Below are 25,529 nucleotides of genomic sequence, written 5' to 3'. Positions count from 1 at the left end.
GGACGGGATTGTGCTTCATGCACTGGCTTTTAACACACTGTTGAGTTCTCAAGAAACGGACGCGTACACCATCGCCCTGACCCGACCAAGTGGTCCGGCCACAACTCCGGGGCGTTCGTTTTGTTTTATTCTGTTCTTTCGTTGTGCCTTTATTCTTTCAGGCCCGCTTTTTCGTGTCAAACCGGCTTGTTTTGATCCGGTTGATTCGATCTAGCTGGCCCTGCTGGAATTTCGGCGGCTCCGTTTCCAGAGCAACCCCTCTAACTTACCAGCCCTTGAGCGGCTCTGCGAACCGATCTTCGAGACCGTTGGTTTCAAAGGGATTGTCGGCAAACACGACACAAGCCATACGGAAGTCACCGGAGTGATTGGAGTGGTTTGCGCCGGACCTTGCCGACGTCAAAAGATTAGCAGCCCCCGAAGACCGCTCGAGACGTAACGGCGAACCCCGCAACCGGGAGGTGGGCGGAGCAGAAGGCGCCCCGGTCCGCGAGCGCGGCGAGCCGAACCACCCGGCCGCCGAGCCACCGAACCGTCCAACCGCCTGATCCCACCGAACCGCCTCAACCGTCCGGTCCCCCGAGCCGGCCGAGCCAGGCTGGCGGACGAAGCGGACCGAACCCACCGAACCCACCGAACCGACCGCGCCCGGCGGGCCGAACGAGCCAGCCGCACCGGCCGCACCGGCCGAGCGGGTGGATCCGAACAGACACCGGCGGAAACATAGACTCGGCTGAGTGAGCAGCCAGACGCCGCCGACGGCGAAGAAGGTTCCCAGCGAGCGCGTGCACCACGGGGACACCGTGGTCGATGACTACGCGTGGCTGACGGTCAAGGACGACCCGGAGGTGGTCGCCTACCTGGAGGCGGAGAACGCCTACACACAGGAGGTGACCGCCCACCTCAAGCCCCTGCAGGAGACGCTCTTCCAGGAGATCAAGGGGCGCACCCTGGAGACCGATCTCTCGGTCCCCACCCGCAAGGGCGACTGGTGGTACTACTCGCGGACGGAGGAGGGCAAGCAGTACGGCCTCCAGTGCCGGGTGGCGGCGGACGGCGAGACGCCGCCCGAGGTGAAGGCCGGGGAGCCGCTTCCCGGCGAGGAGGTCCTGCTCGACGGCAACGAGCTCGCCGGAGACTCCGACTTCTTCTCGATCGGTACCAGCTCGATCAGCCCCGACGGCACCCTGCTGGCCTACTCCACGAACTTCACCGGCGACGAGCGTTTCACCCTGAAGGTGAAGAACCTCACCACCGGCGAGACCCTCCCCGACGAGATTCCCGGCATCTTCTACGGCGGCGCCTGGTCCGCCGACGGCACGACGTTCTTCTACACGACGGTCGACGAGGCCTGGCGGCCCAACCAGGTCCACCGGCACACGATCGGGAGCCCGGCCGAGGACGACGCGCTCGTCCACGAGGAGTCCGACGAGCGGTTCTGGGTCGGCATCGGGCTCAGCCGCAGCGAGCGCTACCTGGTCCTCTCCGCCGGAAGCAAGATCACCAGCGAGGTGCGCGTCCTGGAGGCCGGCGACCCCACCGGCGAGTTCCGGGTCGTCAGGCCCAGGGAGACCGGTGTCGAGTACGGCGTCGACCACGCGGGCGACCACTTCCTGATCCTGCACAACCGGAACGCGGAGAACTTCGAGCTGGCCGTCGCGCCCCTCGACGACCCCGGCAACTGGACGCCGATCATCGAGCACCGCGCCGACACCCGGCTGCTCGACATCGACGCCTTCGAGGGCCACACCGTCGTGCACTTCCGCAGGGACGGCCTCACCGGCATCCGCATCCTGCCCCGCGACGGGGAGGCGTACGAGATCTCCTTCCCCGAGCCGATCTACGACGTGGCCCCGTCGGGCAACCCGGAGTTCGTCACGGGACGGCTGCGGCTCGGCTACACCAGCATGGTCACTCCGCCGTCGGTCTACGACTACGACCTCGGCGCGCGTGAGCTGGTCCTGCTGAAGCAGAAGGTGGTGCTGGGCGGCTACGACCCGGCCGACTACGAGCAGTTCCGCGAGTGGGCGACCGCCTCGGACGGCACCCGCGTGCCGATCTCGATCGTGGTCAAGAAGGGCACGGAGCGACCGGCCCCCACCGTGCTGTACGGCTACGGAAGCTACGAGACCTCGATCGACCCGTCGTTCTCCATCGCGAGGCTCAGCCTGCTCGACCGGGGTTTCGTGTTCGCCGTCGCGCACATCAGGGGTGGCGGTGAGATGGGCCGCCGCTGGTACGAGGACGGCAAGTTCCAGAAGAAGAAGAACACGTTCACCGACTTCGTCGCCGCCGCCGAGCACCTCTCCGCCGCGAACTGGTCGAGCGCGATCGTCGCCCGGGGCGGGTCGGCGGGCGGGCTGCTGATGGGCGCGGTCGCCAACCTCGCGCCGGAGACCTTCGCGGGCGTGGTCGCGGAGGTGCCGTTCGTGGACGCGCTGAACACGATCCTCGACCCGTCGCTGCCGCTGACCGTGATCGAATGGGACGAGTGGGGCGACCCGCTGCACGATCCCGAGGTGTACGCGTACATGAAGTCGTACACGCCCTACGAGAACGTGGACGGCCGGGCCTACCCGCCGATTCTGGCGATCACCAGCCTCAACGACACGAGGGTTTTCTACCACGAGCCCGCCAAGTGGATCGCGAAGCTCCGCGACGTCGCACGCGGCGGGCCCTTCCTGCTCAAGACGGAGATGGGCGCCGGGCACGGCGGCCGCAGCGGCAGGTACGACTCCTGGCGCGAAGAGGCCTTCACCCTCTCCTGGATTCTCGACACGACGAAGGTGACTCAATGACATATATCGCGGCGAACGACAGATACGACGATCGTCAGCCGTACAACCGGGTCGGCAAGAGCGGGCTCAAGCTGCCCGCCGTCTCCCTGGGGCTCTGGCACAACTTCGGTGACGACAAGCCCTTCGAGGTCCAGCGGGACATCCTCAGGAGGGCCTTCGACCTGGGGGTGACCCACTTCGACCTGGCCAACAACTACGGCCCGCCGCCCGGGACCGCGGAGACCAACTTCGGACGGCACTTCCGCGAGGACTTCGCGCCGTACCGGGACGAGCTGGTCATCTCCACCAAGGCGGGTTACGACATGTGGCCGGGCCCGTACGGCGAGTGGGGGTCGCGCAAGTACCTGCTGTCCAGCCTGGACCGGTCTCTGGAGCGGATGGGGATCGACTACGTCGACATCTTCTACAGCCACCGGTTCGACCCGGACACCCCGCTCGAGGAGACGATGGGCGCGCTGGACCACGCGGTCCGGTCGGGCAAGGCCCTGTACGCGGGCATCTCGTCCTACTCGCCCGAGCACACCAAGGAGGCCGCGCGGATCCTGCGGGAGATGGGCACGCCGCTGCTGATCCACCAGCCTTCGTACTCGATGCTGAACCGGTGGATCGAGGGCGGGCTGCTCGACGTCCTGGAGGAGGAGGGCGTGGGCTGCATCGCGTTCTCGCCGCTGGCGCAGGGCATGCTGACCGACCGTTACCTGAACGGGATCCCTGAGGGGTCGCGGGCCTCGCAGGGGCGTTTCCTCACCCCGGACATGCTCACCGACGAGACGATGCGGCACATCCGCACCCTGAACGAGATCGCGGGCCGGCGTGGCCAGTCGCTGGCGCAGATGGCGCTGGCCTGGGCGTTGCGCGACAGGCGCGTCACCTCGGTGCTGATCGGCGCGAGCAGCGTCAAGCAGCTGGAGAACAGCCTCGCGGCGGTGGAGAACCTCTCGTTCGACGCCGGAGAGCTGGAGGCGATCGACAAGGACGCGGTCGACGCGGGCATCAACATCTGGGCCGGGTCCAGCGAGGCCTGACCTCCCCCGCTCGTCCGCTCTCGCGTACGGAGGCCGCCGGTCCACGTGACCGGCGGCCTCCGTCCGTGAAAGGCCCGGGAAAACGCGAGAGGACGAGCCGGAGCCGGGCCGGAGCCGGGCGGGTCAGAGCGCCTCGTGCCTCTGCAGGTACGTGAACGAGGCCCACCCCGGCAGGACCGGCAGCCAGAAGGTCATCAGCCGGAACAGCAGCACGGCCGAGGTCGCCTCCTCGGGAGACAGGCCCGCCAGGGTGAGCCCGGCCGTGAGGGAGACCTCGACGGCGCCGAGCCCGCCGGGGGTCGGGGCGGCCGAGCCGATGGCGTTGCCCGCGAGGAAGACGATGGCGACGGCGGCGAAGTTGATGGAGCCGCCGAAGGCGCGGACACAGGCGTCCAGGCAGACCACGAAGAACACGGTGAGCAGCAGGGTGCCGCCGAATCCCTCGATGATCTTCCGGGGTGACTGGAGGATGTCGAGCAGGCGCGGGATGACGCCGGAGAACAGCGAGCGGAGCCGCGAGGTGATCATGCGGCGCAGGCGCGGCACGCTCACGATGACCAGGATCAGCACGGCCACGGCGAGCAGCGTGATCACGAGGGTGCGCGACGGGGTGAACGACGAGGCGGTGTTGGAACCCGTGATGTAGGCGAACAGCAGCAACAGGGCGATGTGGAAGACCAGCCCGATGAGCTGTGAGGCGCCCACGCTGGCCACCGCCTGCCCCGGGGGGACACCGCGTTTCTGCAGGTAACGGGTGTTGATCGCGACCCCGCTCACCGCGGCGGGCGCGACGAGCTTGACGAACGACCCGGCGAACTGGACGAGCACCGTACGGCCGAGGGGCAGCTTCTCCGGCACGAATCCCATCAGCATGAGGGCCGCGGCGACGTAGCTCAGCATCGCGGCGACCAGCGCCACCCCGGTCCAGCCCCACTTGGCCGACGTGATCATGTTGAGGTTGATCTGGGTCATGTAGTAGACCAGGAAGTACGCGGCGAACGCGGTGCCGATGATGGTGATCAGGGTCCGGGGACGGAAGCGCTCCAGGCGCACCTCCTCGGCCTCGGTCCTCGGCTTGAGCTCGACGATCCGGTCGCGGATCTCGGTGAGCAGTTCCTTGTCCTTGGTGAGCGCGGCCCTGGTCTCCCGGGTCAGCGCGATCCGCTGGAGCAGGGGAAGCGCGTCGGCGAGCACTCCGGACCCGGCCACGGCCGCGGCGGCGGCGACCGCCCGCTCGGCGCCGACGCGCAGGCTGAGGTAGGTGAGCAGCTGGGCGATGTCGAGACGGAGCAGCAGGTCGCCGGCGGCGATCTCACCGCTGCGGGCGTCCGTCAGGATGACCCGGCCCTCGCCGTCGACGTGGATGCTGTCGCCGGTCAGCCGCCGGTGGGCGAGCCGCTGGACCTGCAGCAACAGGACCTGCTCCCAGATCTGGGCGAGCAGGTTGTCGTCGATCTCGTTGTCGGGGATGCTGTCGAGCGCGCGGGTGGGGGTGTGCTCGTAGACGAGCAGCGCCGCCTCGGTGCCGATCTCGCTGGTGCCGACGAGCCTGGGGGTGCTCGCCCCGGCCGCCTGCGCGGCGTACGCCATCAGGGCCTCGCGCTCCAGCTCGGCGCGGAGCGAGCGGATGGCCTTGCGGCGGGTCTCGGAGTTGAGGCGGATGCGCCGCCAGAGGCGGTAGAGCACCCCTGCGACCTGGCGGTCACGGTCGAGGACGGTGACGTCGAGGCGGCTGCCGTCCTTGAGGTCGACGGCGTAGCGGCGGCTGCTCTGGTGGTCGTCGTCGAGCCTGCGGGCCTTGACGGGGACGAAGCCCAGCTTGCGGAGCGCCGCGACGACCATGCTGCCCGGCGGGCGGGTGTTGGGGCTGCCCACGCCGTACAGGGTGGCGTAGCCGACGGCCAGCCCGACCAGGATGGAGACGACGATGCCGAGGATGGTGGCGGCGAGACCGGCGAACAGGGCGACGGCGTTGAGCGCGACCGCGCTCCACAGGGCCGCCCGCCAGGTGGGCCGCCGGGATATTCGCACCGCGGTGACGTAGGCGATGATCGGGGTGAGCAGGGTGTTGATGGGCTCGACCCCGGCCCGCCCGCCGGTCAGCAGGACCCGCAGGTCCTCGGGCCCGGCCTTGAGGATCCACTCGCCGAGCACGAAGGAGAACACCATCGCGGCGATGGCCGCGAAGAGTCCCTCGGCCACCCGGAGGCCGTCGCGGTGGAGCACCCGCTCGATGGCGAAGGCGACGGGCACGCCGAGCATGGCCGACGCGCTCAGCACCCCGGCCAGGCCGCTGAGCAGGAACGGCGCCCGGCTGGTGCCGTCGGTGACATCGCCCTCCAGGCCGTTCAGGGTCTTCTGCGCGACGAAGGCGAGCATGACCACCGCCGCGAGCGCGAGCAGGGTCGCCAGGAACCGCAACAGGTCGGAGGGACGGCGGATCCGCTGCGGGAGCAGCGGCTCGACGACGTGCACGACGAGATCGTCGCCCGTCGTCGGCCCCGTGCCGTCGACGGACGTCGTTTCGTCCAGTTCCCCGATTTTCGTCACCGCCTGCGATTCTGCACGTTCCGCATTACAGGTGCGTCACCGATCTTCTCCTTGAGTCTCCACAATCAGAGTCATGCGTATCTCAGTGGCCTCCGACAGTCTTGACGGTGTGGCTTCCATCTTGGTCTCCGCGATCGAGAAAAGGGGTCACACGGTGATACCTCATGGTGCTCTGGCCGAGGAGCGGGCCGACTGGGCGTGGTGCTGCGCGCGTGCCGCCGGGGAGGTGGCCTCGGGGGCCGCCGACCAGGCGATCGTGTGCTGCTGGACCGGGACGGGCGCGTCGATCGCGGCGAACAAGGTGCCCGGGGTGCGGACGGCGCTGTGCGCGGACGCGGCGGACGGGGCACGTCGCTGGAACGACGCCAACGTGCTGGCGATCAGCCTCCGGTCGATCTCCGCCCCGCTGCTCGAGGAGATCCTGGACGCCTGGTTCGCGGGGAGCCTCAGCCTCGACGAAGGGGACCGGGCGAACATAGCGTACCTGTCCGGGATGGAGAATTGACTGTTCTACCTGCGGGAACAATCGATTTGATGGGTGACGGCCTGAAAAACTGACCATCATGTTCCGTCACCCGTCCGCGCCCTTCCGAGCCGCGCCCGAGGGCCGGGAAGCCCCTTCCGTCGCTCCGAGGAAGTTGCTGGCCGCGATCACCATGGTCTCGGTCATGTCCCTGGCCGCCGTGTCCGCCGTGTCCACCGCTCCAGCCGGCGCGACGCCCGCCCCCGGGGGTGGTGCCCCCGGGCAGGCGGGCGCGACGCCCGCCCCCGGAGGAGGCGACTCCGGACCGCCGGCCGGGAACCCCCTCCCGGTGGGTGCGGAGGCGTTCGGGGCGTCGGTCAAGCTCGCGTCCCTCAAGAGGCACCTGGAGAGGCTCCAGAAGATCGCCGACGCCGACGGCGACACCCGGGCGGCGGCCACACCGGGCTACGACGCCTCGCTCGCCTACGTCGCGGGCAGGCTCCGTGCCGCCGGGTACCGGGTCACCTCGCAGGAGTTCAAGATCTCCTTCTTCCGCGAGGTCGCGGCCCCCGTGCTCAAAAGGACCCGGCCCGCGGCCAAGACGTACGTGCCCGGCACCGACTTCAGGACCATGACGTACTCCGGCTCGGGAAACACGACGGCCCCGGTGCAGAAGGTCGACCTGGTCCTGCCGCCGAAGCAGGGGGTGGAATCCACCTCGGGGTGCGAGGCGAGCGACTTCTCCACGTTCGTCCGGGGCAACATCGCGCTGATCCAGCGCGGCACCTGCAGCTTCCAGGACAAGGCGGAGCTGGCCCAGGCCGCCGGCGCGTCCGGCGTGATCATCTTCAACGAGGGCCAGGCGGGCGAGGGGAACGCCGACCGCCGGGCCCTGCTCGGCGGCTCGGTCAACACCTCCACCGTGCGCATCCCGGTCGTCGGCACCGGCTTCGCGACCGGTGAGGAGCTGGCCGCGCCGGGAACGAGGGCGACGCTCGTCGTGGACGCCGAGAGCGCTCCCGACCGCAGGACGCGAAACCTCATCGCCGAGAGCCGCTGGGGCGACCCGGACAGGGTCGTCATGCTCGGCGCCCACCTGGACAGCGTCATGATGGGCCCCGGCATCAACGACAACGGCTCGGGCACCGCGGGCATCCTGGAGACGGCGCTGGCGGCGAAGTCGCTGCGGACGGCGAACAGGCTGCGCTTCGCCTTCTGGGGCGCCGAGGAACTGGGCCTGCTCGGTTCGAAGCACTACGTGGCCGCCCTGCCCCCGAGGGAGCGGGCGAAGATCAAGCTTTACCTGAACTTCGACATGATCGCCTCGCCCAACTACGTTTTCGGGATCTACGACGGCGACTCGTCCGGCGCGGTGTCCGGCGCGACTCCGCCCCCCGGGTCGGGCCCGATCGAAAAGCTCTTCCAGGCGTACTTCGAGGCGGTGGGCGAGCCGTACCAGGACGCCGAGTTCAGCGGCCGCTCCGACTACGGCCCCTTCATCGCGGTCGGCATCCCCTCGGGCGGGCTGTTCACCGGCGCCGAGCGCCTCAAGACCGCCGAGGAGGCCGAGAAGTTCGGCGGCAGTGCCGGGGTGGCGTACGACAAGTGCTATCACCAGGCGTGCGACACCATCGCCAACATCAACGACAAGGCGCTGGAGGTGAACGCCGGCGCGATCGCGACGGCGGCGTTCGTCTACGGGTACGCCCGCGACCTCCCCGGTCCCGGCGCTCTCGGGGTTCCCAGCGGTCCCGGTGGCACCGAGGTGCCCGGCAAGGGTGCCGTCGTACCCGGTACGCCGGACACCGCCGGGCCGCGAACCGGTGCGGGCGGCCTGGAGTCCGGCCACGACCACGAGCACGGCGGCCTTCTCAGGTGAGGCGCCTTCCCCGATGACGCCGGGGCCGCGCGGCGTACCGTGCGGGGAGAGCCGGGCGGTGCGCGGCGGGCGCGCCGCCGGGAGGACCTGAGGGGACCGGTGCCGTAAGGGGTCCGGCAGGGGCGGGCAGGGACCGGAAAGGGGAACGCGCGTACGTCCCGGCCTGGGGGCGCGGCTACAGTCGGGGCATGTCGTCAGGCGAATTGCGAGTGCTGGGGGCGTGCCCGCTGGACTGCCCCGACACCTGCTCCTGGGTCGTGACCGTCCAGGACGGCAGTGCCGTCAAGATGCGCGGCAACCCGGACCATCCGTACACCCGGGGCGCGCTCTGCGTGAAGGTCAACCGCTACCTGGAGCACACCCGGGCGGCCGACCGCATCCTGCACCCGATGCGGCGGGTCGGCCCCAAGGGGTCCGGCCGGTTCGAGCGGATCAGCTGGGACGAGGCCCTGGAGGAGATCTCCGTACGGTTGCGGGGCATCGTCGACGAGCACGGCGGCGAGGCGATCTGGCCCTATCTGGGCACCGGGACCCTGGGATACGTCCAGGGGTCGGAGGGGATCGCCGGGAGGCGGTTCTGGAACGTCCTCGGGGCGTCGAGGCACTTCCTGAACATCTGTTCCTCGGCCGGGAACTCCGGGCTGCGGCAGGTCTACGGCACGCCGGGCGGCATGGACCCCGAGACGTTCGCCCTGTCCAGGCTCATCCTGCTGTGGGGGACGAACACGCTGACGAGCGGGCACCACCTGTGGAAGTTCGTCCAGGACGCCCGCGCGGCCGGGGCGCACGTGGTGGCGATCGACCCGATCCGCACCCGCACCGCCGAGCAGGCCGACGAGCACCTGCCGATCCGGCCGGGCACCGACGCGGCCCTCGCCCTGGGGCTGATGAACGTCGTCCTGGCCGAGGGCGCCGAGGACCGCGACTACCTGGAGAACCACACGACAGGCTGGGAGAACCTCCGCGAGGAGATCCTGCGCCATCCCCCGGCGCGCGTGGCGGAGATCACCGGGCTGCCCGAGGCCGACATCCTGGCCCTGGGGATGCGTCTGGCGCGTACGCGGCCCACCGGCATCCGGGCCACCATGGGCGTGCAGCGGCACGCGGGCGGCGGCACCGCGATGCGGACGATCGCCTCCATCCCCGGCGTTACGGGCGACTGGCGCCACCCGGGCGGCGGGATCGCGTACTCCACCAGCGGGCACGTCCACCTGAACATCGACACCCGCGACGACCTGCTCCCCGGGCCGGTCCGCACGCTGACCATGACCCGGCTCGCCGACGAGCTGGACGAGTCGGTCAAGTGCCTGTGGGTGTACGCGGCCAACCCGATGGGTTCCACCTCCGGCCAGAACCGGGTCCGCGAGAGGCTGATGCGCGAGGACCTGTTCACCGTCGTGATGGAGCAGTTCCCGACCGACACCGTCGACTACGCCGACATCGTCCTTCCCGCCACCATGCAGATCGAGCACGCCGACCTGCACGCGGGCTACGGGCACATGTACCTGATGTGGAACGAGCCCGCCGTCGAGCCGCCGGGCGAATGCCTGTCCACCACCGAGACGTTCCGCCGCCTGGCGCGGCACATGGGGCTCACCGAGCCGTCCCTGTACGACTCCGACCTGGAGCTGGCCGAGGAACTGCTCACCTCCGGGCATCCCTCCCTGGAGGGGATCACGCTCGACCGGCTGCGCAAGGAGGGCTGGGTCCGCCTCAGCGTCCCCCAGCCGTTCGTGCCGTTCACCGACGGCTTCCCGACGGCCTCGGGCCGGATGGAGTTCGGCTCGGGACCGGCCTACGTCCCGTCGCACACGGCCTCGGCCGCGCCGGGACCGTACCCGCTGGCGCTCATCACGCCCGCCTCCCACACCTTCCTGAACACCACCTTCGGCAACAACCCCGAGCTGCTGAAGCGCTCGAAGGGCCCGCGGATCCTGGTCAACCCCGAGGACGCCTCGCGAAGGGGGCTGAGCGAGGGGCAGCGGGCCCGGGTGTTCAACGACGAGGGCGGGTTCGAGGCCGTGGTGGAGATCAGCGAGAGGGTACGGCCCGGCGTGGTCGCGTCCACCAAGGGACACTGGCGCAAGCTCAGCCCGGGGGGCGCGACGGCGAACGCCGTGGTGGCCGCCCGCGACGCCGACCTGGGCCGCGGCGCCGTCTACCACGACAACCTGGTGGAACTCGCCCCGTGCGCCACCTGACGGACCCGTGCGCCACCTGACGGATCAGGTCAGCGCGAGCTTGTACCCCTCGTGGGACGCGACGAAGCCGAGGGAGTCGTAGAAGCGGTGGGCGTCCGCGCGGGACTTGTCCGTGGTCAGCTGGACCAGGGCGCACCCTCTGGCCCGCCCTCGGTCGAGGGCCCACTCCATCATCGTGCGGCCCAGCCCCCGTCCCCGCAGGCCGGAGGCGATCCGCACCGCCTCGATCTGCATCCGGAGCGCGCCGCGACGGGAGATGCCGGGGATGTAGGTGAGCTGCATGGTGCCCACCACCTCGCCGTCCAGCTCCGCGACGATCAGCTCGTTGCCGGGGTCGGCGTCGATGGCCTCGAAGGCGGCGCGGTGCTCGTCGCCGAAGGCCCCCTGGCGCGAGGCCGCGACGGCGTCGTCGGCGAGCATGGCCACGATGAGCGGGACGTCCTCGGCACGGGCGATACGGAATTCCACCTGCATGACGGCCAACCTATCCGGAACCGCTAATTCCCTCGTGCCAGCACCCCGGCCACGTCGGCGGGCGTGAACCCCGGCCCCTTGGCGGCCTTGCCGTTCTCGGTGCCGGACTTCGTCATGTTGGCCCTGTGCACCTCGGCGAGCACCCGGTCCAGGTCGATCCCGTACGTCAGGGCGGTGCCGTACGCGACGTAGACCACGTCGGCCAGCTCGTGCGCCACACCGGCCAGGTCGCCCGCCTCGGCGGCCTGCGCCACCTCGGCCGTCTCCTCGTCGAGGAACCTCTGCCGCAGGCGGGCCAGCTCCACGGAGGGCAGGCCGGGGGCGTCGGAGAGGGGGAGCCCGATCTTCTCGTGAAACTCTCGAACCAGGCGCGCCGGTGATCCGTCCATGCGCGTCAGCCTAAGCCTTGCCCCCACCCCGGAAGACGGCGCGGGCGGCGTCCCCGATGGGGCGACTCCGGGGACAGTCAGGGTTGCTCCCCGATGTGGGCAAGGGGGTGCGGGAGGCACTCTGGGGGCATGAACGACGAACTGACTCGACGTGACGAGATGTCCCTCGCCGGAGCGGCGCTGCGCGGTGCTCCCTGGAAGGCCGCGGCGGTGACCGGCGGCGCGGTGGCGGCCACCAGCCTGGGGCTGAGCCTGCTCTCCGGAAGCCTGGATCTTGCGTGGGCGACGATGGTCGGTATCGGCCTGTTCTCGCTCGTCGCGGCCATCGGCTCGATCAGCAAGCCTGCCGTCGGCGACCGGGTGACCCGGCAGGCCCGGCTCTGGGCGCTGCGCCACCCCTGGAGGTTCTCCCTCTATCCCGCGCTCGGCTCGGCGATCCTGCTGTATCCGGTGCAGCTCGTCCTCGACGGCGAGGGTGTCTTCGGGGCGGCGCTGGACGCGCTCCAGGGAGGTGTCGTGGTCTACCTGATCACGGCGATCGTGGCGCTCACCCTCAAGGGACGCGGCCAGGCCTCGCTTCCCGGCAGCCACTGAACCTCATGGTCCGGTGGCCATCGGACCCCACGGTCCGGCGGCCGCCGAACCTCGCGGCCCGGCTGGGCACGGCCCTGTCCAGATCCCGGTGGCCGCCCGCTCCCACGCGACCGGCCGGTCCCGCAGGACCGCCCGGTCTCGCGGCCCGGCCGAGCCTTTCGGCGGACCGGGCCGGGACCGTCCGGAGACGCTAGACCCTCTCGTACTCGGCGCGGCAGACGCAGAACTCGTTGCCCTCGGGGTCGAGCATCGTGACCCAGCCGCTCCCGTCGGGATTGCGGTGGTCCTCGGAGATCGTGGCGCCGAGTTCGGCGAGGCGCTCGACCTCCTCGTCGCGGGTGGTGCCCGCCGAGCCGGTGATGTCCAGGTGGACGCGGTTCTTGACCGCCTTGTCCTCGGGGACCTTGATGAACAGCAGATCGACCCGGCCGCCCTGGAGAAGGACCTCCTCGTCGTTCTTCTCCGTGTCCGGGTGGAGCTCCCCGCCGGAGGCGTCGCGCCAGAAGGTCGCCAGCTCGTACGGCTGGTCGCAGTCGAAGGTCACGCAGTGAACGTCAATCATGAGCCCACCCAACCCGACACCACCAAAGCCGTCAAGCTGGTTTCGGGCGAGCCGTTCCGGAATCCGCAGGTCAACACCGCCGGACACCCCCGTACGACCCTCCGAAACCCCGGGCGGGCGGTCAGTGGCCGCCTCCGGCGAGGTTGAGCCCGACGACGCCCGCGATGATGAGCAGGATCGAGGCGATCTTGAGAGCCGACGCGTCCTCGCCGAGCGCGACGATGCCGAGCACGGCGGTGCCGACGGCTCCGATGCCCGTCCAGACGGCGTAGGCCGTCCCGACCTCCAGGGTTTTCAGGCCCAGGGCGAGCAGGCCGAAGCTGAGCACGCTGAAGACGACGAAGCCGACGCTCGGCAGCGGTGCGGAGAACCCGTCGCTCAGCTTGAGCGAGTACGCCATCGCGACTTCGAACAGACCGGCGACCAGAATGAAGACCCAGGCCATGACAGCTCCCCCTTGATCAGGAGCGTCGTCTTTGCCCACCGGGTACGGCGCGTCTCGTCCGGGAACGCCCTTCTGAGCGTTCTACCGGAGGAACGAGCCGGGTCTCACTTTGATTCCCACCAGAGGGTGAACCACCGGTCGCGGGGCACCGGCCACATGTCCAGCTCGACCACCGCGGCCATCACCTCGTCGGCCCGCTCCCGTCCTAGGCAGAGCCTCCGGCAGGCACTCTCGGCGAGGTCCTCGAGCCGGGTGAAGCGGGGCAGCGGGGCCACCCGCCACTCGTGGCGAACCTCGTGGCCGAGTCTCTCGGCGACGGCGATCACGTCGTGGGCGGTGGGCCTGCCGGGGCGGGTGATGCCGTGGAAGTGCTGCCAGAGGGGGTTGAGCCAGCTCATCGGGTGCCGGCCGGTGAGTTCCAGGACGACCCGGACGCGGGCGTGGCGGGTGAGCTCGGTGAGGAACTCCGCCAGGTCGGGCACGTCGTAGACGACGTGGGCGGAGACGGCGACGTCCGCGACCGGGGTCCGGGCCGCGACGTCGGGCCAGCGGCCGTCGACGATCCGGGCGGGTACGCCGAGCGCCGCGGCCCTGGAGGCCAGCTCGGCGAGCATGGCGGCGGAGGCGTCGACCGCGATCAGCTCCCCCAGGTCCCGGCCCAGCGGCAGGGAGGCCGCTCCGGCGCCGGCGCCGACGTCCAGCAGGCTCCCGCCGGGCGGGAGCGCCTCGGCGATCCGTGCCAGGGTCGGCCCCTCCGGAACCGCGAGGGCGAGGTCGGTGCGCTCGGCGAACCGCGCCGGGGAGTGGCCCCAGGGATTGACCGGCGCCCTGGCCGCGATCTCCTCGGGGATGCCCCACATCCCGAGGTCTGCCCGCCACTGCTCGTCCATGGGACGAGCCTAGGAGAGCTTCCCCCGCCCGTCGATCGGCCACCCTGGAGCGCCTTGGGGCGGCGTGACGAACGTCCCAGCCGGGGTTGTTTTCTAGGGGTTACTCGCGGGTAGCATTACAGGTAACGTTACTGGCGAGTATGGAAAGTTCCGGACCCCCGGTTTCAAGGAGCAGACCCCATGGGCCACTACAAGAGCAATGTCCGTGACCTGGAGTTCAACCTCTTCGAGGTCTTCGGGCGCCGGGACATCCTGGGCACCGGCCTCTTCGCCGATCTGGACGAGGACGTGGTGCGGAGCGTCCTGGAGGAGGTCAACCGTCTCGCCACGGGCGTGCTCGCCGACTCCTTCGAGGAGGGTGACCGCACCCCGCCGGTGTTCGACCCCGCCACCGGGACGGTGAGGATGCCGGAGGGCTTCAAGAAGTCCTTCGCCGCCTACCGCGACGCGGGCTGGACCAACCTCGGCCTTCCCGCCGAGATGGGCGGGCCCGGCCTGCCGAGCAGCGTGAGCTGGGCCCTGGCCGAGCTCGTCCTCGGCTCCAACCCCGCCGTGTGGATGTACTCCAGCGGCCCGGCGTTCGCCCACATCCTCCACATGATCGGCACCGAGGACCAGCGGCGCTACGCCGAGCTGGCCATCGAGAAGCAGTGGGGCGCCACCATGGTGCTCACCGAGCCGGACGCCGGCTCCGACGTGGGCGCGGGCCGCGCGAAGGCCGTCAAGCAGGACGACGGCACCTGGCACATCGAGGGCGTGAAGCGCTTCATCACCAGCGCCGAGCACGACCTGTCCGACAACATCTTCCACCTGGTGCTGGCCCGCCCCGAGGGGCACGGCGTCGGCACCAAGGGCCTGTCGATGTTCCTGGTCTCGAAGTACCAGGTGGACCTGGAGACCGGCGAGCTCGGCGAGCGCAACGGCGTCTACGTCACCAACGTCGAGAAGAAGATGGGCCTCAAGGTCTCCACGACCTGCGAGGTCACCTTCGGCGGCGAGCACCCGGCGGTGGGCACGCTGATCGGCGAGGTGCACGAGGGCATCAAGCAGATGTTCATGATCATCGAGCACGCCCGGATGATGGTCGGCTCGAAGGCGATCGCCACGCTCTCCACCGGTTACCTCAACGCCCTCGCCTACGCCAAGCAGCGGGTGCAGGGCGCCGATCTCACCCAGATGGCCGACAAGTCGGCCCCCCGCGTGACGATCACCCACCACCCGGACGTGCGCCGGGAGCTGATGCTCCAGAAGTCGTACGCCGAGGGCATGCGGGCCCTGGTCATGCTCACCGCCACCTACCAGGACGACGTGCTGATCGCCGAGCACGAGGGCCGCAGGAACGAGCACGCCGAGGCGATGAACGACCTGCTGCTGCCGCTGGTCAAGGGCGTCGGCTCCGAGCGCTCGTACGAGCTGCTCGCCCGCTCGCTGCAGACCCTGGGCGGCTCCGGATACCTGCAGGACTACCCGATCGAGCAGTACATCAGGGACGCGAAGATCGACTCCCTGTACGAGGGCACCACCGCGATCCAGGGCATGGACCTGTTCTTCCGCAAGGTCCTGCGCAACCAGGGGGCCGCTCTCGGCTCGCTGTACGCCGACGTGAAGGCCTTCGCCGCCTCCGAGGCGGGCAACGGGCGGCTGAAGGAGGGGCGCAAGCTCCTGGGCGAGGCCGCCGACGACGTCAAGGCCATGGCCGACACCATGGCGGGCTGGGCGATCGGCTCGCTGGAGACCCCTCAGGAGGTCTACAAGGTCGGCCTGAACACCACCCGGTTCCTGCTCGCCCTGGGCGACGTGGTGATCGGCTGGCTGCTGCTGCGCCAGGCCGAGGTGGCCCTGGCCGCGCTGGGGTCGGCCACCGAGGGGAGCGACCACGCCTTCTACACCGGCAAGGTCTCCGCGGCCTCGTTCTTCGCCCAGACCGTCCTGCCCCGCATCGCCGCCGAGCGCCGCACGCTCGACGCCACCGACCAGGACCTGATGGAACTGCCCGAAGAGGCCTTCTGATCCGGCTCGCCCCGGCCCGGCAAGGCCTGATCCAACCTGACCAGGCCTGAACCCGCTGGTTCAGGCCGGAAGACCACCTGCTCCCGCGGCAGGCGCGATGAGGGACCGGCCCCGTTCTCGGGGGCCGGTCCCTCATCCGTTCTCGGGCTCCTCGCGCTGTGACGGGACCTCACGGGCGTCCGGTGGCGGAAAGCCGGACGGCCGGCCGTCGAGCCGCGTCACCTCGCCCCGGGTCCAGGCGCCGGAGGCCACCGAGGTGCAGGGAAGGGCGAAGAAGGATGGATCGCCGCAAAGTCATTGACATCGATCCCTTGTTATTCTCATACTGAGATTGTCTCAAGCTGAGAAGGACATGTGATGGATGAATCCGAGTTCCTGGCCGGATACGACCCGCGGGCATACCCGGCGGTGGCGGTGACGGTCGACGTGGTGGCGCTCACCATTCGCGGGGGCGGGTTGCGCGTTCTGCTGATCAGGCGGGCCGAGCAACCCCATGCGGGGCTGTGGGCGTTGCCCGGGGGGTTCATCCGGCCGGGAGAGGACCTGCCGCAAGCCGCGGCGCGGGAGCTGGCCGAGGAGACGGGGCTGGCTGGGCTGTCGGGCCGACTCCACATCGAGCAGCTCGCCAGCTACGGGGCGCCCGAGCGTGATCCGCGGATGAGGGTCGTGTCGATCTCCTACCTGGCGTTCGCCCCCGACCTGCCCGACCCCCGGGCGGGCTCGGACGCGGCCGACGCCTCCTGGCACCCGGTCGACAAGCTGCCGGAGCTCGCGTTCGACCACGACCGCATCCTGGCGCACGGGCTGGAGCGGGCCCGCGGCAAGCTGGAGTACACCCCGCTGGCCACCGCGTTCGCCGGCGAGAGGTTCACGATCTCCGAGTTGCGCGGCGTCTACGAGACGGTCTGGGGCGTGCCGCTGCACGCGGGCAACTTCCACCGCAAGATCCTGTCGGTGCCCGGCTTCGTGGAGAGCACCGGCGAGACCACCGAGAGCGGCGGGGCCAGGGGCGGGCCGCGCGCCAAGCTCTACCGGGCCGGCGACGCCCGGCTCCTGCACCCCGCCCTGCTACGGCCGGCCAGGGAGGAGCAGATCAGATGACGACCACGGCCGAGGCGATCGCGCTGGTGACCGCCGCCCGCACGCCCGGCGACCTGTTCGGCGGGGACTTCCCGCACCGGACGTACCGGAGGCTGGCGAGGCTGCTCCACCCCGACCTCGCGCCGGGAGCGGAGGCCGCCGAGGCGTTCGCCCGGCTGGCGTGGCTGTGGGCGGCTCGCGACGGGGCTCCGGAGCGGGCCAAGGAGACGGTGATCACCACCAGGCGGGGCACCTACCGGATCGGCGGCGTCTTCCGGCGGGGCGCGTCGGCCGTGCTCTACGAGAGCGGCCCCGACACGCTGCTCAAACTTCCGCGCAGCCATTCGGACAACGACCTCATGCGCCGCGAGGCGGAGTCGCTGAAGACGATCGCGCGCGACGGCGACCCGCTGCTCCTGCCGTACGTACCCCGTCTGGTGGAGTCGTTCCGGCACCGCTCGGAGGGGGTCGAGCGGCAGGCCAACGTGATCAGCCGGGTGCCGGACGGGTTCCTGAGCCTGGACGAGGTCAGGCGACGGCGGCCGGTGCTCGACGTGCGGGACGCGGCGTGGATCTGGCGGCGGCTGCTGGTGGCCGTCGGCGCGGCCCACCGGGCGGGGGTCGTGCACGGCGCGGTGTTCGGGCAGCACGTCCTCGTCCACCCGATCGACCACGGCCTGGTGCTCGTCGACTGGAGCCAGTCGGTCCCGCTCGGCACCCCGATCACCGCCCTCGTGGCCAGGCACCGCGACGACTACCCGCCCTCGGTCCTGGCCAGGAAGCCCGCGACCCCGGCCACCGACATCCACCTCGCCACCCGCTGCGTGGCCGCCCTCATGGGCGACCCCGTCCCCGCCCCGGTCAGGAACTTCGTCCGGGGCAGCCTGCTCGGCCCGCCGGACGACGCCTGGCGGCTGCTGGGAGAGCTCGACGACCTGCTCGACGGCCTGTACGGGCCGAGGAAGTACCGGCCGCTCCATCTCTGACCCTGACCTTCGCGATTTTCATAGAACGTTCCACCCCTGATCCGAGGAGATCACCCGTGGGAAGCGGAAACTGGTCCACCGACGTCTACTCCGCCGCCGCGAGCTACCGCGCGGCGAAGGGTTCGAGCGCCTTCGCCTACAGCGACGGCGGCGCCCGCTCCGCTCACCCCGACCTCGACCCGCACGGTGTGACGCTCCGCGAGAGCCGCGACTCCGCCGAGCACCCCAACTCCCTGGCCGTGGCCGTCCTGTTCGACGTGACCGGCTCGATGGGCGGGGTGCCCCGCACCCTCCAGACCAAGCTGCCCGACCTGCTCGGGCTGCTGCTCCGCAAGGGGTACGCCACCGACCCGCAGATCCTCTTCGGCGCGATCGGCGACGCCACCTGCGACCGGGCCCCGCTGCAGGTCGGCCAGTTCGAGTCCGACAACCGGATGGACGAGCACCTGGGCAAGATCCTGCTCGAGGGCGGGGGCGGCGGCCAGATGACCGAGTCGTACGAGCTGGCGATGTACTTCATGGCCAGGCACACCTCGATCGACTGTTTCGAGAAGCGGGGCCGCCGGGGCTACCTGTTCATCATCGGCGACGAGCTCCCCTACCCGCAGGTCAAGCGGCGCGAGGTCGAGAAGGTCGTCGGCGAGCGGCTCAGGCACGACATCCCGACCAAGGACATGGTCGCCGAGCTGACCAGGATCTACGACGTCTACTACATCCTTCCCGCCGGGGCGCACTATGCCGGGAACGGCCAGGTGCTGGCCGCCTGGCGCGAGCTGCTCGGCCAGAACGTGCTGGAGCTGGACGACCTGGACGCGGTCTGCGAGACCATCGCGCTCACCGTCGGCCTCGGCGAGGACGCCATCGACCTGCGGGAGGGTCTGGACGATCTCGACGAGCTCGGCTCGAACGCCGGAACCGCCGTGGGCAAGGCCCTCGCCAAGCTCGACCGGGGCACCCTCGTGGTGACCGACGGGCTCGACCTGGGCGGCGACAGCGGCGTGATGCGGCTTTAGAAGACCTCCCCGCCGTGCGGCGGCCACCGCGAAAGCGGCGGGGAGTGCCACCACGAAGGGAGACGGTCCCTCCCCGGCGGGAACAACACCCCGCCGGGGAGGGACCTTCGGTGGAGGGACCGAGAACGCCGCCCTGCCGGGGATGGACCTTCGGTGGAGGGGCCGGCGAGGAACGACTCGCCGGGGAGACGGGGAAGGGGAGGAGACGAGGGTGAACGGGTGGCCGCATGCGTGAGCACGTGATCGTGACCGACCTCGGGTACGGCGACGCGGGGAAGGGCACCGTCGTCGACTGGCTCTGCGCCCGCGAGCCCGTCCAGGCCGTCGTCAGGTTCAACGGGGGTGGGCAGGCGGGCCACAACGTCGTCCTGCCCGACGGGAGACAGCACACGTTCGCGCAGTTCGGGTCGGGCACGTTCAGGGGCGTGCCGACCCATCTGTCCAGGTTCATGGTCGTGGATCCGCTGTCGCTGGCCAGGGAGGCCGACCACCTGGCCGAGCTGGGCGTCGCCGACCCGTTCTGCCTGCTCACCGTGGACCGGGACGCCCTGCTCGCCACGCCGTACCACGTGGCGGCGGGGCGGGCCAGGGAGCTGGCGCGCGGTGCGGACCGGCACGGGTCGTGCGGGATGGGCGTCGGCGAGACCATGGCCTACGCCCTGGAGCACCCCGACCTCGCGCCGGTCGCGGGCGACTGCGAGGAGCCGGTCCGGCTCGCCCGCAAGCTGCGCGCGCTCCGCGAGGCCCTCGGGGTGACCGGGCCGCCCGTGGAGGACTGCGTCGACGCCTACCGGGCGTTCGCCGAGCGGGTGATCCTGGTCGGCTCCTCGTTCATGACCGCACTGCTGCGCCGGCGGCCCGTGGTCTTCGAGGGGGCGCAGGGCGTGCTGCTCGACGAGTGGCACGGTTTCCACCCGTACACCACCTGGAGCACGACGACCTTCGCCAACGCGCTGGAACTGCTCGACGGGGTGCCCGCCACGCGGCTGGGCGTGCTGCGGACCTACACCCCGCGCCACGGCCCGGGACCGCTGGTCACCGAGGACGCGGCGCTCGCGCTGCCCGAGGCCCACAACGGGACCGGCCCCTGGCAGGGGCCCTTCCGCACCGGCCACTTCGACGCGGTGGCCCACCGCTACGCGCTGGCGGTCTCCGGCGGGGCCGACGCCCTCGCGCTCACCCACCTGGACGCGCCGGTGTCGCGGATGTGCGTGTCGTACGACATCGGCGAGCTTCCGGTGGGCGCGGCGGGCGACCTCGACGGGCAGGCCGAGCTGACGGAACGGCTGCGAGAGGCCGGGCCGCGCTACGCCGACGGGATCGACGACTGGCCCGCGGCGGTGGCGGAGGCCCTCGGGGTGCCGGTGTGGCTGGGCTCGTCGGGGCCCACCGCCGCGGACAAGGTCCTTCTCGGTGGTGTGATCACGCCAGAGAGGGTATGACCAACCTCGGACTCTCTCTTTACCTGGCGGACAGCCTTACCCGGAGGAACTCATGGGTGTCGGGGTCAGCATCTTCTTTCTCACGCTCGGCGCCATCCTCCGCTTCGCCATCGAACCCGACGTCCTCGGCGAGGCCGTGCACATCGACGTGATCGGCGTGATCTTCATGATCGTCGGTGCGGTCGGAGTCGTGCTGAGCATCGTGATGGCTCCCAAGCGCGGGCACACGTCCGAGGATCGCCTGATGCACCGCGAGAACCACCCGCCGGAGGTCTAGGGTCTCAAAGGCGTGCCGCGATCCGGATGAGGTCGGCGACGGCTCTGGACCGGCTGTGCGGTGGCCAGGCGATCACGGTAGTGACCGTCGGCGCGTCCAGCACGGGCACGGCGGCGAGGTCGTCGTGCAGTTGGTTCCGGCACGACTCCGGCAAGATCGTGCACGCGCGGCCGAGTGCGACCGTCTGCAGCAACTGCGTGTGGTCGCGGACCTGCGGGCCGGGGCCGGGCGGGTAGGTGCCGTCGGGGGCGGGCCAGCGTGGCAGTGGCAGGCCTGGCAGCGCGGTGATGTCGGCCAGGTGCACGTGGGCCCGGAGGGTGAGTGGATGCCCTGCCGGCAGGACCACGACCTGGCTCTCCGTGCTGAGCTCTTCGGTGTCGAACCCGGCCGTCGAGTCGAACGGCCGGTGCAGCAGCGCCACGTCGGCCCGGCCCTCGCGCAGCAGCCGTTCCTGCTCGCCCGGGCCGCACAGGGTGACCTCGACGGGGGTCGCGCCGGGTTCGGCGGCGTAGAGGCCGAGCAGTTTCGCCAGCAGCTCGCTGGACGCGCCGGCCTTGGCGGCCAGGATCAGGCCGGGACCGCCGGTCGCGGTGAGGGCGGCGCGGCGGGTCCGGCGCTCGGCGGCGTCGACCGCGGCGAGGGCCGCCCGGCTCTCGGCCAACAGCACCGAGCCGGCCTCGGTCAGTGTGACGGTGCGGCTGGTCCGGTCCAGCAGCGCTGCCCCGAGCCGGCGTTCGAGCTGCTGGATCGCCCGCGACAGAGGCGGCTGTGCCATCCCGAGCCGCCGCGCGGCGCGCCCGAAGTGCAGCTCTTCGGCGACAGCGACGAAGTAACGCAGTTCCCGGGTCTCCACGCGGTCATGCTACCCGGGATCGATACCTTGACGGTATCGCTGCTCACCTGATCGGTGTTGGACCCCTCGCCGAGGTCCGGGGCAGCATCGTTCCCATGAGTCAACGGACGATCGCGCTGGTCACAGGCGCGAACAAGGGAATCGGGTACGAGATCGCGGCGGGCCTGGGCGCCCTCGGCTGGAGCGTCGGCGTCGGCGCCCGCGACGATCGGCGCCGTACGGACGCGGTGGAGAAGCTGCGCGCGACCGGCGTCGACGCGTTCGGCGTACCGCTGGACGTGACCGACGACGCGAGCGCGACCGCCGCCGCACGGCTGATCGAGGAGCGGGCCGGGTGCCTCGACGTGCTCGTCAACAACGCGGGCATCACCGGTGGCATGCCGCAGGAGCCCAGCCGGGTCGATCCGGCCACCATCCGGGCGGTCGTGGAGACCAACGTGATCGGCGTCATCCGCGTCACCAACGCGATGTTGCCGCTGCTGCGCCGCTCCGCCTCGCCGCGGATCGTGAACATGTCCAGCAGTGTCGGCTCCCTCGCCCGGCAGTCGGGGGCCGCCGGTGAACAGGCGCCAGGTCCGGTGGCCGCGGCGTACCCGCCGTCGAAGACGTTCCTGAACGCCGTCACCGTCCAGTACGTCCGGGAGCTGAGCGGCACGAACATCCTGATCAACGTCGGCTGCCCCGGCTTCGTCGCGACCGACCTCAACGGCTTCCGCGGTGTGCGCACCCCCGAGCAGGGCGCGGCGATCGCCGTCAAACTCGCGACCCTCCCCGACGACGGCCCGACCGGGAAGTTCTTCGAGGACGCGGGCGAAGTACCCTGGTGACGCGCGGCATGGCCATCGCCCGCGCGTCTCGACCCGGGCGTTCCCGCCCGCGTCCCCGCCGTGGTCACGAGCCGGTGCGGCGCGGAGCCCAGCCCGTGGACGACGCGCAGCCACCGGCGGCGATCGGCCCCTCGGAGACCGGTGGACGGTCCTGTGGGGGATGCGAATACGCCGGCAACTCGAAGACCGTGCCGCCCTAGACCTCGAACTGCACCGCCGCCCGCGAGGCCATGATCGGCTTGAGGTGCTCGGCGACCGTGGCCACATGCAGCGGGTGGTCGCGGTAGACGATGTAGTCGTCGACGCTGTCGAAGTCCGCGACGATGGCGAACTGGTGGTTGCCCGGGTTCACGCCCGCGTCGGAGCCGAGGGTGTAGGAGCGGATCTCCGTGATGGTTTCGGGCAGCTTGCCGATCTCCGTGGCGGCCCTGGCCCGCTGCTCCTCGGTGGCCTCTTCCGTCCAGGTGAACAGCACGACATGCCGGAACATGATCTTCCCTTCGTTCGGGTGACCCAGGTGTCCTGAGTGCCCGGCCAGCGTACGGCCAGGCGCTTCGGGACCCTGCGGCGCCCCGGTCCCGTCCTCGGCCCCGCGCCCCGCACCCCGTCCGGACCAGGCCCTGCCCGTCCCGGCCGGGCCCCGGGTCACATCTCGACCGGATTCCGGCCGCCTCCCGGCCGCTCCCTGGCGCCTTCACGGTGGCTCCCTGGCGGCTCCACGGCGGCTCCACGGCGGCTCCACGGCGGCGCCGAACGATGCTGCCGCCGATCCGCCGATTTTGCGGGGAAATCCGCCCTCACGCCGGGCGCAGTGCGGATCCGCGGCGCCCGGCGGACTTGATCCTTATCTGGCTGGAGCGTCTCGGCACGGCTTCGAGCACGATCTTGTGGGCCGCCTCGGGGATGAAGCGGAGGTCGTGGGTGATCAGGATGGTGGTGCGCCCGGCCATCAACCGCTTGAGCGGTTCCATGATCCGTGCCGCGGTGGGGGCGTCGAGGCCCGTCATCGGCTCGTCGAGGACGAGCACGGGCGCGTCGCGCAGGATGGCCCTGGCGATGGCGATCCGCTGGCGCTGCCCGCCCGACATCAGCCGGCCGCGCTGCCCGATCGGCGTGTCGTACCCGAGGGGAAGCGTGGTGACGAAGTCGTGGACGTCCGCCATCACGGCGGCCCTGACGACGGCGTCCGGGTCCGCGCCGGGACTTCCGTAGGCGATGTTCTCGCGTACGGTCCCGGAGAAGAGCAGGTTCTCCTGCTGCAGGATGGTGATGTTGTCGCGCAGCGACTCACGTGACAGCTCCCGGATGTCCATCCCGTCGAGGAGGACGCGTCCGGCCGTGGGGTCGTAGAAGCGCAGCAGGAGCTTCGCGATCGTGGACTTGCCCACGCCGCTGGGCCCGGTGCACACGACCAGTTCCCCCGGCTCGACGGCGAAGGACAGGTCCCGCAGCGTGGGCCTCCTCCTGTTCGGATAGGTGAAACCGATCCCCTGGAACTCGATGTGGCCTCGTCCGCGTCCCACGTGGACGGCGTCGTCGCGGTCGGTGACGGTCGGCCGGGTCGTCAGGATCTCGATGACGCGGTCGGAGCCCGCCGCCGCCTCGGAGACGGTGAGGGCGATCTGCCCCAGGTTCTGCACCGCCGGGTAGAGGTAGGCGAGGTAGGCGGCGAAGGCGAGCAGGCCGCCGATGGTGAGGCGTCCCGAGGAGATCTCCCACGCGCCGAACCCGAGGATGGTGATCAGGCAGATGGTCTCGATGACCTGCAGGACGGGCCCGTACAGGGAGGAGAGCCACGCCTGCGCCACGTTGGCCCGCATCCAGGTGCTTCCCTCTCCGTGCAGCCGCTCGGCCTCGACGCCCTGGCGGTTGTAGGACTGGACGAGCGACTGGTTGGACAGGCCCTCCTCGATGACGCTGTTCATGATCCCGTTACTGAGCCGCTCGCGCGCCGACACGGTCCTGAACCTGCTCGCGAAGATCTTGGCGACCAGCAGGAAGGCCGGGACCAGCAGGAACGTCAGCAGCGCCAGATCCCACCTGATGTAGAAGGCGGCACCGGCGAAGAAGACGATGCTGACGAGCGTGGTGAAGAGTTTGACCAGGCCGGAGCCGATGAGTTCCTCGATGGCCTCGATGTCGTCGGTGAGCCTGGCCATCAGGTCACCTAGGCGGCGGTTGTCGAAGAAGTCGGGCGTGAGCGTCTGGATGTGCTCGAACACCCTGTCGCGCAGCCGCAGCAGGAAGCGCTCACCGCCGAGGGCGGTGAGGTAGGAGCCCACGAAGGAGACCAGTCCCGCGGTCGCCGCGAGGCCCAGCCAGGCGGCGGCGGGAAGCCAGAAGGCCCCCAGGTTCTGCTTGCTGAGGACCTCGTCCGTGATGTACCCGAACAGGCCGATCGCGGCGACCTCGCAGACGGCCGCGACGATGGCGAGCACGCCACCGGCCACGAGCAGATGGCGGATGCCGCGGGTGTACGGCCAGAATTCTCGGAATGTCCTGCGAATGGAGACCGTCGGCGCCAGCGGGGGACGGCGCACCGCGGCCCTCGCCCCGTGAGGCGAGAGCGACTTTGAGAATGAGAGCCGACGGTTGACCCGCCGGCTCTCATTTGTTTCGGCTAGCACCGGATCTGGCTTACCACCACCACCCGCCGCCCCCGCATCCACAGCGGCGGCGACGACGGCAGCATCCCCACTCCAAGAACCGGCCGGTCGGGAAGAGCTGCTTGAAAGTCATGGCTTCCCCCTTCGTGCTGAGCTTGTCGCGCT

23 protein-coding genes and 1 riboswitch are annotated in these 25,529 nt (G+C 70.5%); of the genes, 14 read left to right on the top strand and 9 right to left on the bottom strand.

Annotated elements, in window-relative coordinates; all coding sequences use genetic code 11:
* From AB0F88_RS38010 to mgrA, 3 genes are all read left to right on the top strand, one after another.
* The coding region (locus AB0F88_RS38010) for a hypothetical protein (protein WP_362695764.1) at nt 1-214 on the top strand (214 nt) is incomplete at its 5' end.
* A 523-nt stretch (nt 215-737) separates the two neighbouring features.
* The gene (locus AB0F88_RS38005) at nt 738-2,798 is read left to right on the top strand and encodes a S9 family peptidase (RefSeq protein ID WP_362695762.1); all 2,061 of its coding nucleotides are present in this window, start codon (nt 738-740) and stop codon (nt 2,796-2,798) included.
* Nucleotides 2,795-3,823, top strand: a complete 1,029-nt coding sequence (gene mgrA, locus AB0F88_RS38000) for an L-glyceraldehyde 3-phosphate reductase (protein WP_362695760.1) — start codon at nt 2,795-2,797, stop codon at nt 3,821-3,823. Before AB0F88_RS38005 ends, mgrA begins: the two co-directional genes overlap by 4 nt.
* 123 nt (nt 3,824-3,946) lie before the next feature.
* Here the strand turns inward: mgrA and AB0F88_RS37995 are convergent, their stop codons facing one another.
* Nucleotides 3,947-6,373: a lysylphosphatidylglycerol synthase transmembrane domain-containing protein gene (locus tag AB0F88_RS37995; RefSeq protein ID WP_362695758.1), complete on the bottom strand. Its 2,427-nt coding sequence runs from the start codon at nt 6,371-6,373 to the stop codon at nt 3,947-3,949.
* A 73-nt stretch (nt 6,374-6,446) separates the two neighbouring features.
* On the opposite strand from AB0F88_RS37995, the gene AB0F88_RS37990 reads away from it, so the two are divergent.
* The 3 genes from AB0F88_RS37990 to AB0F88_RS37980 all read left to right on the top strand — a co-directional run bounded on the left by AB0F88_RS37990 (nt 6,447) and on the right by AB0F88_RS37980 (nt 10,916).
* Complete coding sequence (locus AB0F88_RS37990) at nt 6,447-6,878, top strand: RpiB/LacA/LacB family sugar-phosphate isomerase (RefSeq protein WP_362695756.1); 432 nt, start codon at nt 6,447-6,449, stop codon at nt 6,876-6,878.
* A 58-nt stretch (nt 6,879-6,936) separates the two neighbouring features.
* The gene (locus AB0F88_RS37985; protein WP_362695754.1) at nt 6,937-8,715 is read left to right on the top strand and encodes a M28 family metallopeptidase; all 1,779 of its coding nucleotides are present in this window, start codon (nt 6,937-6,939) and stop codon (nt 8,713-8,715) included.
* A 188-nt stretch (nt 8,716-8,903) separates the two neighbouring features.
* The gene (locus AB0F88_RS37980; protein ID WP_362695752.1) at nt 8,904-10,916 is read left to right on the top strand and encodes a molybdopterin oxidoreductase family protein; all 2,013 of its coding nucleotides are present in this window, start codon (nt 8,904-8,906) and stop codon (nt 10,914-10,916) included.
* A 24-nt stretch (nt 10,917-10,940) separates the two neighbouring features.
* Here the strand turns inward: AB0F88_RS37980 and AB0F88_RS37975 are convergent, their stop codons facing one another.
* Both AB0F88_RS37975 and AB0F88_RS37970 read right to left on the bottom strand, forming a co-directional pair.
* A complete protein-coding gene (locus AB0F88_RS37975; protein WP_362695750.1) occupies nt 10,941-11,390 on the bottom strand; it encodes a GNAT family N-acetyltransferase in 450 nt (149 codons plus the stop codon).
* A 23-nt stretch (nt 11,391-11,413) separates the two neighbouring features.
* The gene (locus AB0F88_RS37970; protein ID WP_362695748.1) at nt 11,414-11,779 is read right to left on the bottom strand and encodes a MazG nucleotide pyrophosphohydrolase domain-containing protein; all 366 of its coding nucleotides are present in this window, start codon (nt 11,777-11,779) and stop codon (nt 11,414-11,416) included.
* Between the two features lie 129 nt (nt 11,780-11,908).
* On the opposite strand from AB0F88_RS37970, the gene AB0F88_RS37965 reads away from it, so the two are divergent.
* The gene (locus AB0F88_RS37965; RefSeq protein WP_362695746.1) at nt 11,909-12,373 is read left to right on the top strand and encodes a hypothetical protein; all 465 of its coding nucleotides are present in this window, start codon (nt 11,909-11,911) and stop codon (nt 12,371-12,373) included.
* A 190-nt stretch (nt 12,374-12,563) separates the two neighbouring features.
* Here AB0F88_RS37965 and AB0F88_RS37960 read toward each other — a convergent pair whose 3' ends face one another.
* The 3 genes from AB0F88_RS37960 to AB0F88_RS37950 all read right to left on the bottom strand — a co-directional run bounded on the left by AB0F88_RS37960 (nt 12,564) and on the right by AB0F88_RS37950 (nt 14,270).
* Nucleotides 12,564-12,935: a VOC family protein gene (locus AB0F88_RS37960; RefSeq protein ID WP_362695744.1), complete on the bottom strand. Its 372-nt coding sequence runs from the start codon at nt 12,933-12,935 to the stop codon at nt 12,564-12,566.
* A gap of 121 nt (nt 12,936-13,056) precedes the next feature.
* A complete protein-coding gene (locus AB0F88_RS37955; protein WP_362695742.1) occupies nt 13,057-13,380 on the bottom strand; it encodes a multidrug efflux SMR transporter in 324 nt (107 codons plus the stop codon).
* Nucleotides 13,381-13,399: 19 nt separating this feature from the next.
* Nucleotides 13,400-13,465, bottom strand: a riboswitch (guanidine-III (ykkC-III) riboswitch).
* A gap of 19 nt (nt 13,466-13,484) precedes the next feature.
* Nucleotides 13,485-14,270, bottom strand: a complete 786-nt coding sequence (locus AB0F88_RS37950; protein WP_362695740.1) for a class I SAM-dependent methyltransferase — start codon at nt 14,268-14,270, stop codon at nt 13,485-13,487.
* A 180-nt stretch (nt 14,271-14,450) separates the two neighbouring features.
* Here AB0F88_RS37950 and AB0F88_RS37945 point away from each other — a divergent pair, with 180 nt between their 5' ends.
* The 6 genes from AB0F88_RS37945 (at nt 14,451) to AB0F88_RS37920 (ending at nt 21,078) form a co-directional block, all read left to right on the top strand.
* On the top strand, nt 14,451-16,280 hold the full coding sequence (locus AB0F88_RS37945; protein WP_362695738.1) for an acyl-CoA dehydrogenase: 1,830 nt from the start codon (nt 14,451-14,453) through the stop codon (nt 16,278-16,280).
* A 357-nt stretch (nt 16,281-16,637) separates the two neighbouring features.
* Entirely contained in the window at nt 16,638-17,381 is a 744-nt protein-coding gene (locus AB0F88_RS37940; RefSeq protein ID WP_362695736.1) for an NUDIX domain-containing protein, read from the top strand.
* Nucleotides 17,378-18,346, top strand: a complete 969-nt coding sequence (locus tag AB0F88_RS37935; protein ID WP_362695734.1) for a lipopolysaccharide kinase InaA family protein — start codon at nt 17,378-17,380, stop codon at nt 18,344-18,346. The genes AB0F88_RS37940 and AB0F88_RS37935 overlap by 4 nt, the downstream gene beginning before the upstream one ends.
* 56 nt (nt 18,347-18,402) lie before the next feature.
* Nucleotides 18,403-19,359, top strand: coding sequence for a hypothetical protein (locus tag AB0F88_RS37930; protein ID WP_362695732.1), 957 nt, complete (start codon nt 18,403-18,405; stop codon nt 19,357-19,359).
* A 227-nt stretch (nt 19,360-19,586) separates the two neighbouring features.
* A complete protein-coding gene (locus tag AB0F88_RS37925; protein ID WP_362695730.1) occupies nt 19,587-20,801 on the top strand; it encodes an adenylosuccinate synthetase in 1,215 nt (404 codons plus the stop codon).
* 52 nt (nt 20,802-20,853) lie between these two features.
* Complete coding sequence (locus tag AB0F88_RS37920; RefSeq protein ID WP_362695728.1) at nt 20,854-21,078, top strand: DUF6458 family protein; 225 nt, start codon at nt 20,854-20,856, stop codon at nt 21,076-21,078.
* A 4-nt stretch (nt 21,079-21,082) separates the two neighbouring features.
* Here the strand turns inward: AB0F88_RS37920 and AB0F88_RS37915 are convergent, their stop codons facing one another.
* The gene (locus AB0F88_RS37915; protein ID WP_362695726.1) at nt 21,083-21,931 is read right to left on the bottom strand and encodes a LysR family transcriptional regulator; all 849 of its coding nucleotides are present in this window, start codon (nt 21,929-21,931) and stop codon (nt 21,083-21,085) included.
* Nucleotides 21,932-22,026: 95 nt separating this feature from the next.
* On the opposite strand from AB0F88_RS37915, the gene AB0F88_RS37910 reads away from it, so the two are divergent.
* Nucleotides 22,027-22,758 carry an SDR family NAD(P)-dependent oxidoreductase gene (locus AB0F88_RS37910; RefSeq protein ID WP_362695724.1) on the top strand — a complete coding sequence of 244 codons (732 nt, stop codon included), beginning with the start codon at nt 22,027-22,029 and terminating at the stop codon, nt 22,756-22,758.
* Between the two features lie 196 nt (nt 22,759-22,954).
* Here the strand turns inward: AB0F88_RS37910 and AB0F88_RS37905 are convergent, their stop codons facing one another.
* Both AB0F88_RS37905 and AB0F88_RS37900 read right to left on the bottom strand, forming a co-directional pair.
* A complete protein-coding gene (locus AB0F88_RS37905) occupies nt 22,955-23,248 on the bottom strand; it encodes a Dabb family protein (RefSeq protein ID WP_362695722.1) in 294 nt (97 codons plus the stop codon).
* A 307-nt stretch (nt 23,249-23,555) separates the two neighbouring features.
* The gene (locus tag AB0F88_RS37900) at nt 23,556-25,298 is read right to left on the bottom strand and encodes an ABC transporter ATP-binding protein (RefSeq protein ID WP_362695720.1); all 1,743 of its coding nucleotides are present in this window, start codon (nt 25,296-25,298) and stop codon (nt 23,556-23,558) included.
* Nucleotides 25,299-25,529: the final 231 nt, after the last annotated feature.

Origin of the sequence: Streptosporangium sp. NPDC023963 (assembly GCF_040639135.1) — a bacterium.
Taxonomy (GTDB): domain Bacteria; phylum Actinomycetota; class Actinomycetes; order Streptosporangiales; family Streptosporangiaceae; genus Streptosporangium.
This window is presented reverse-complemented; position numbering and strand designations above follow the sequence as displayed.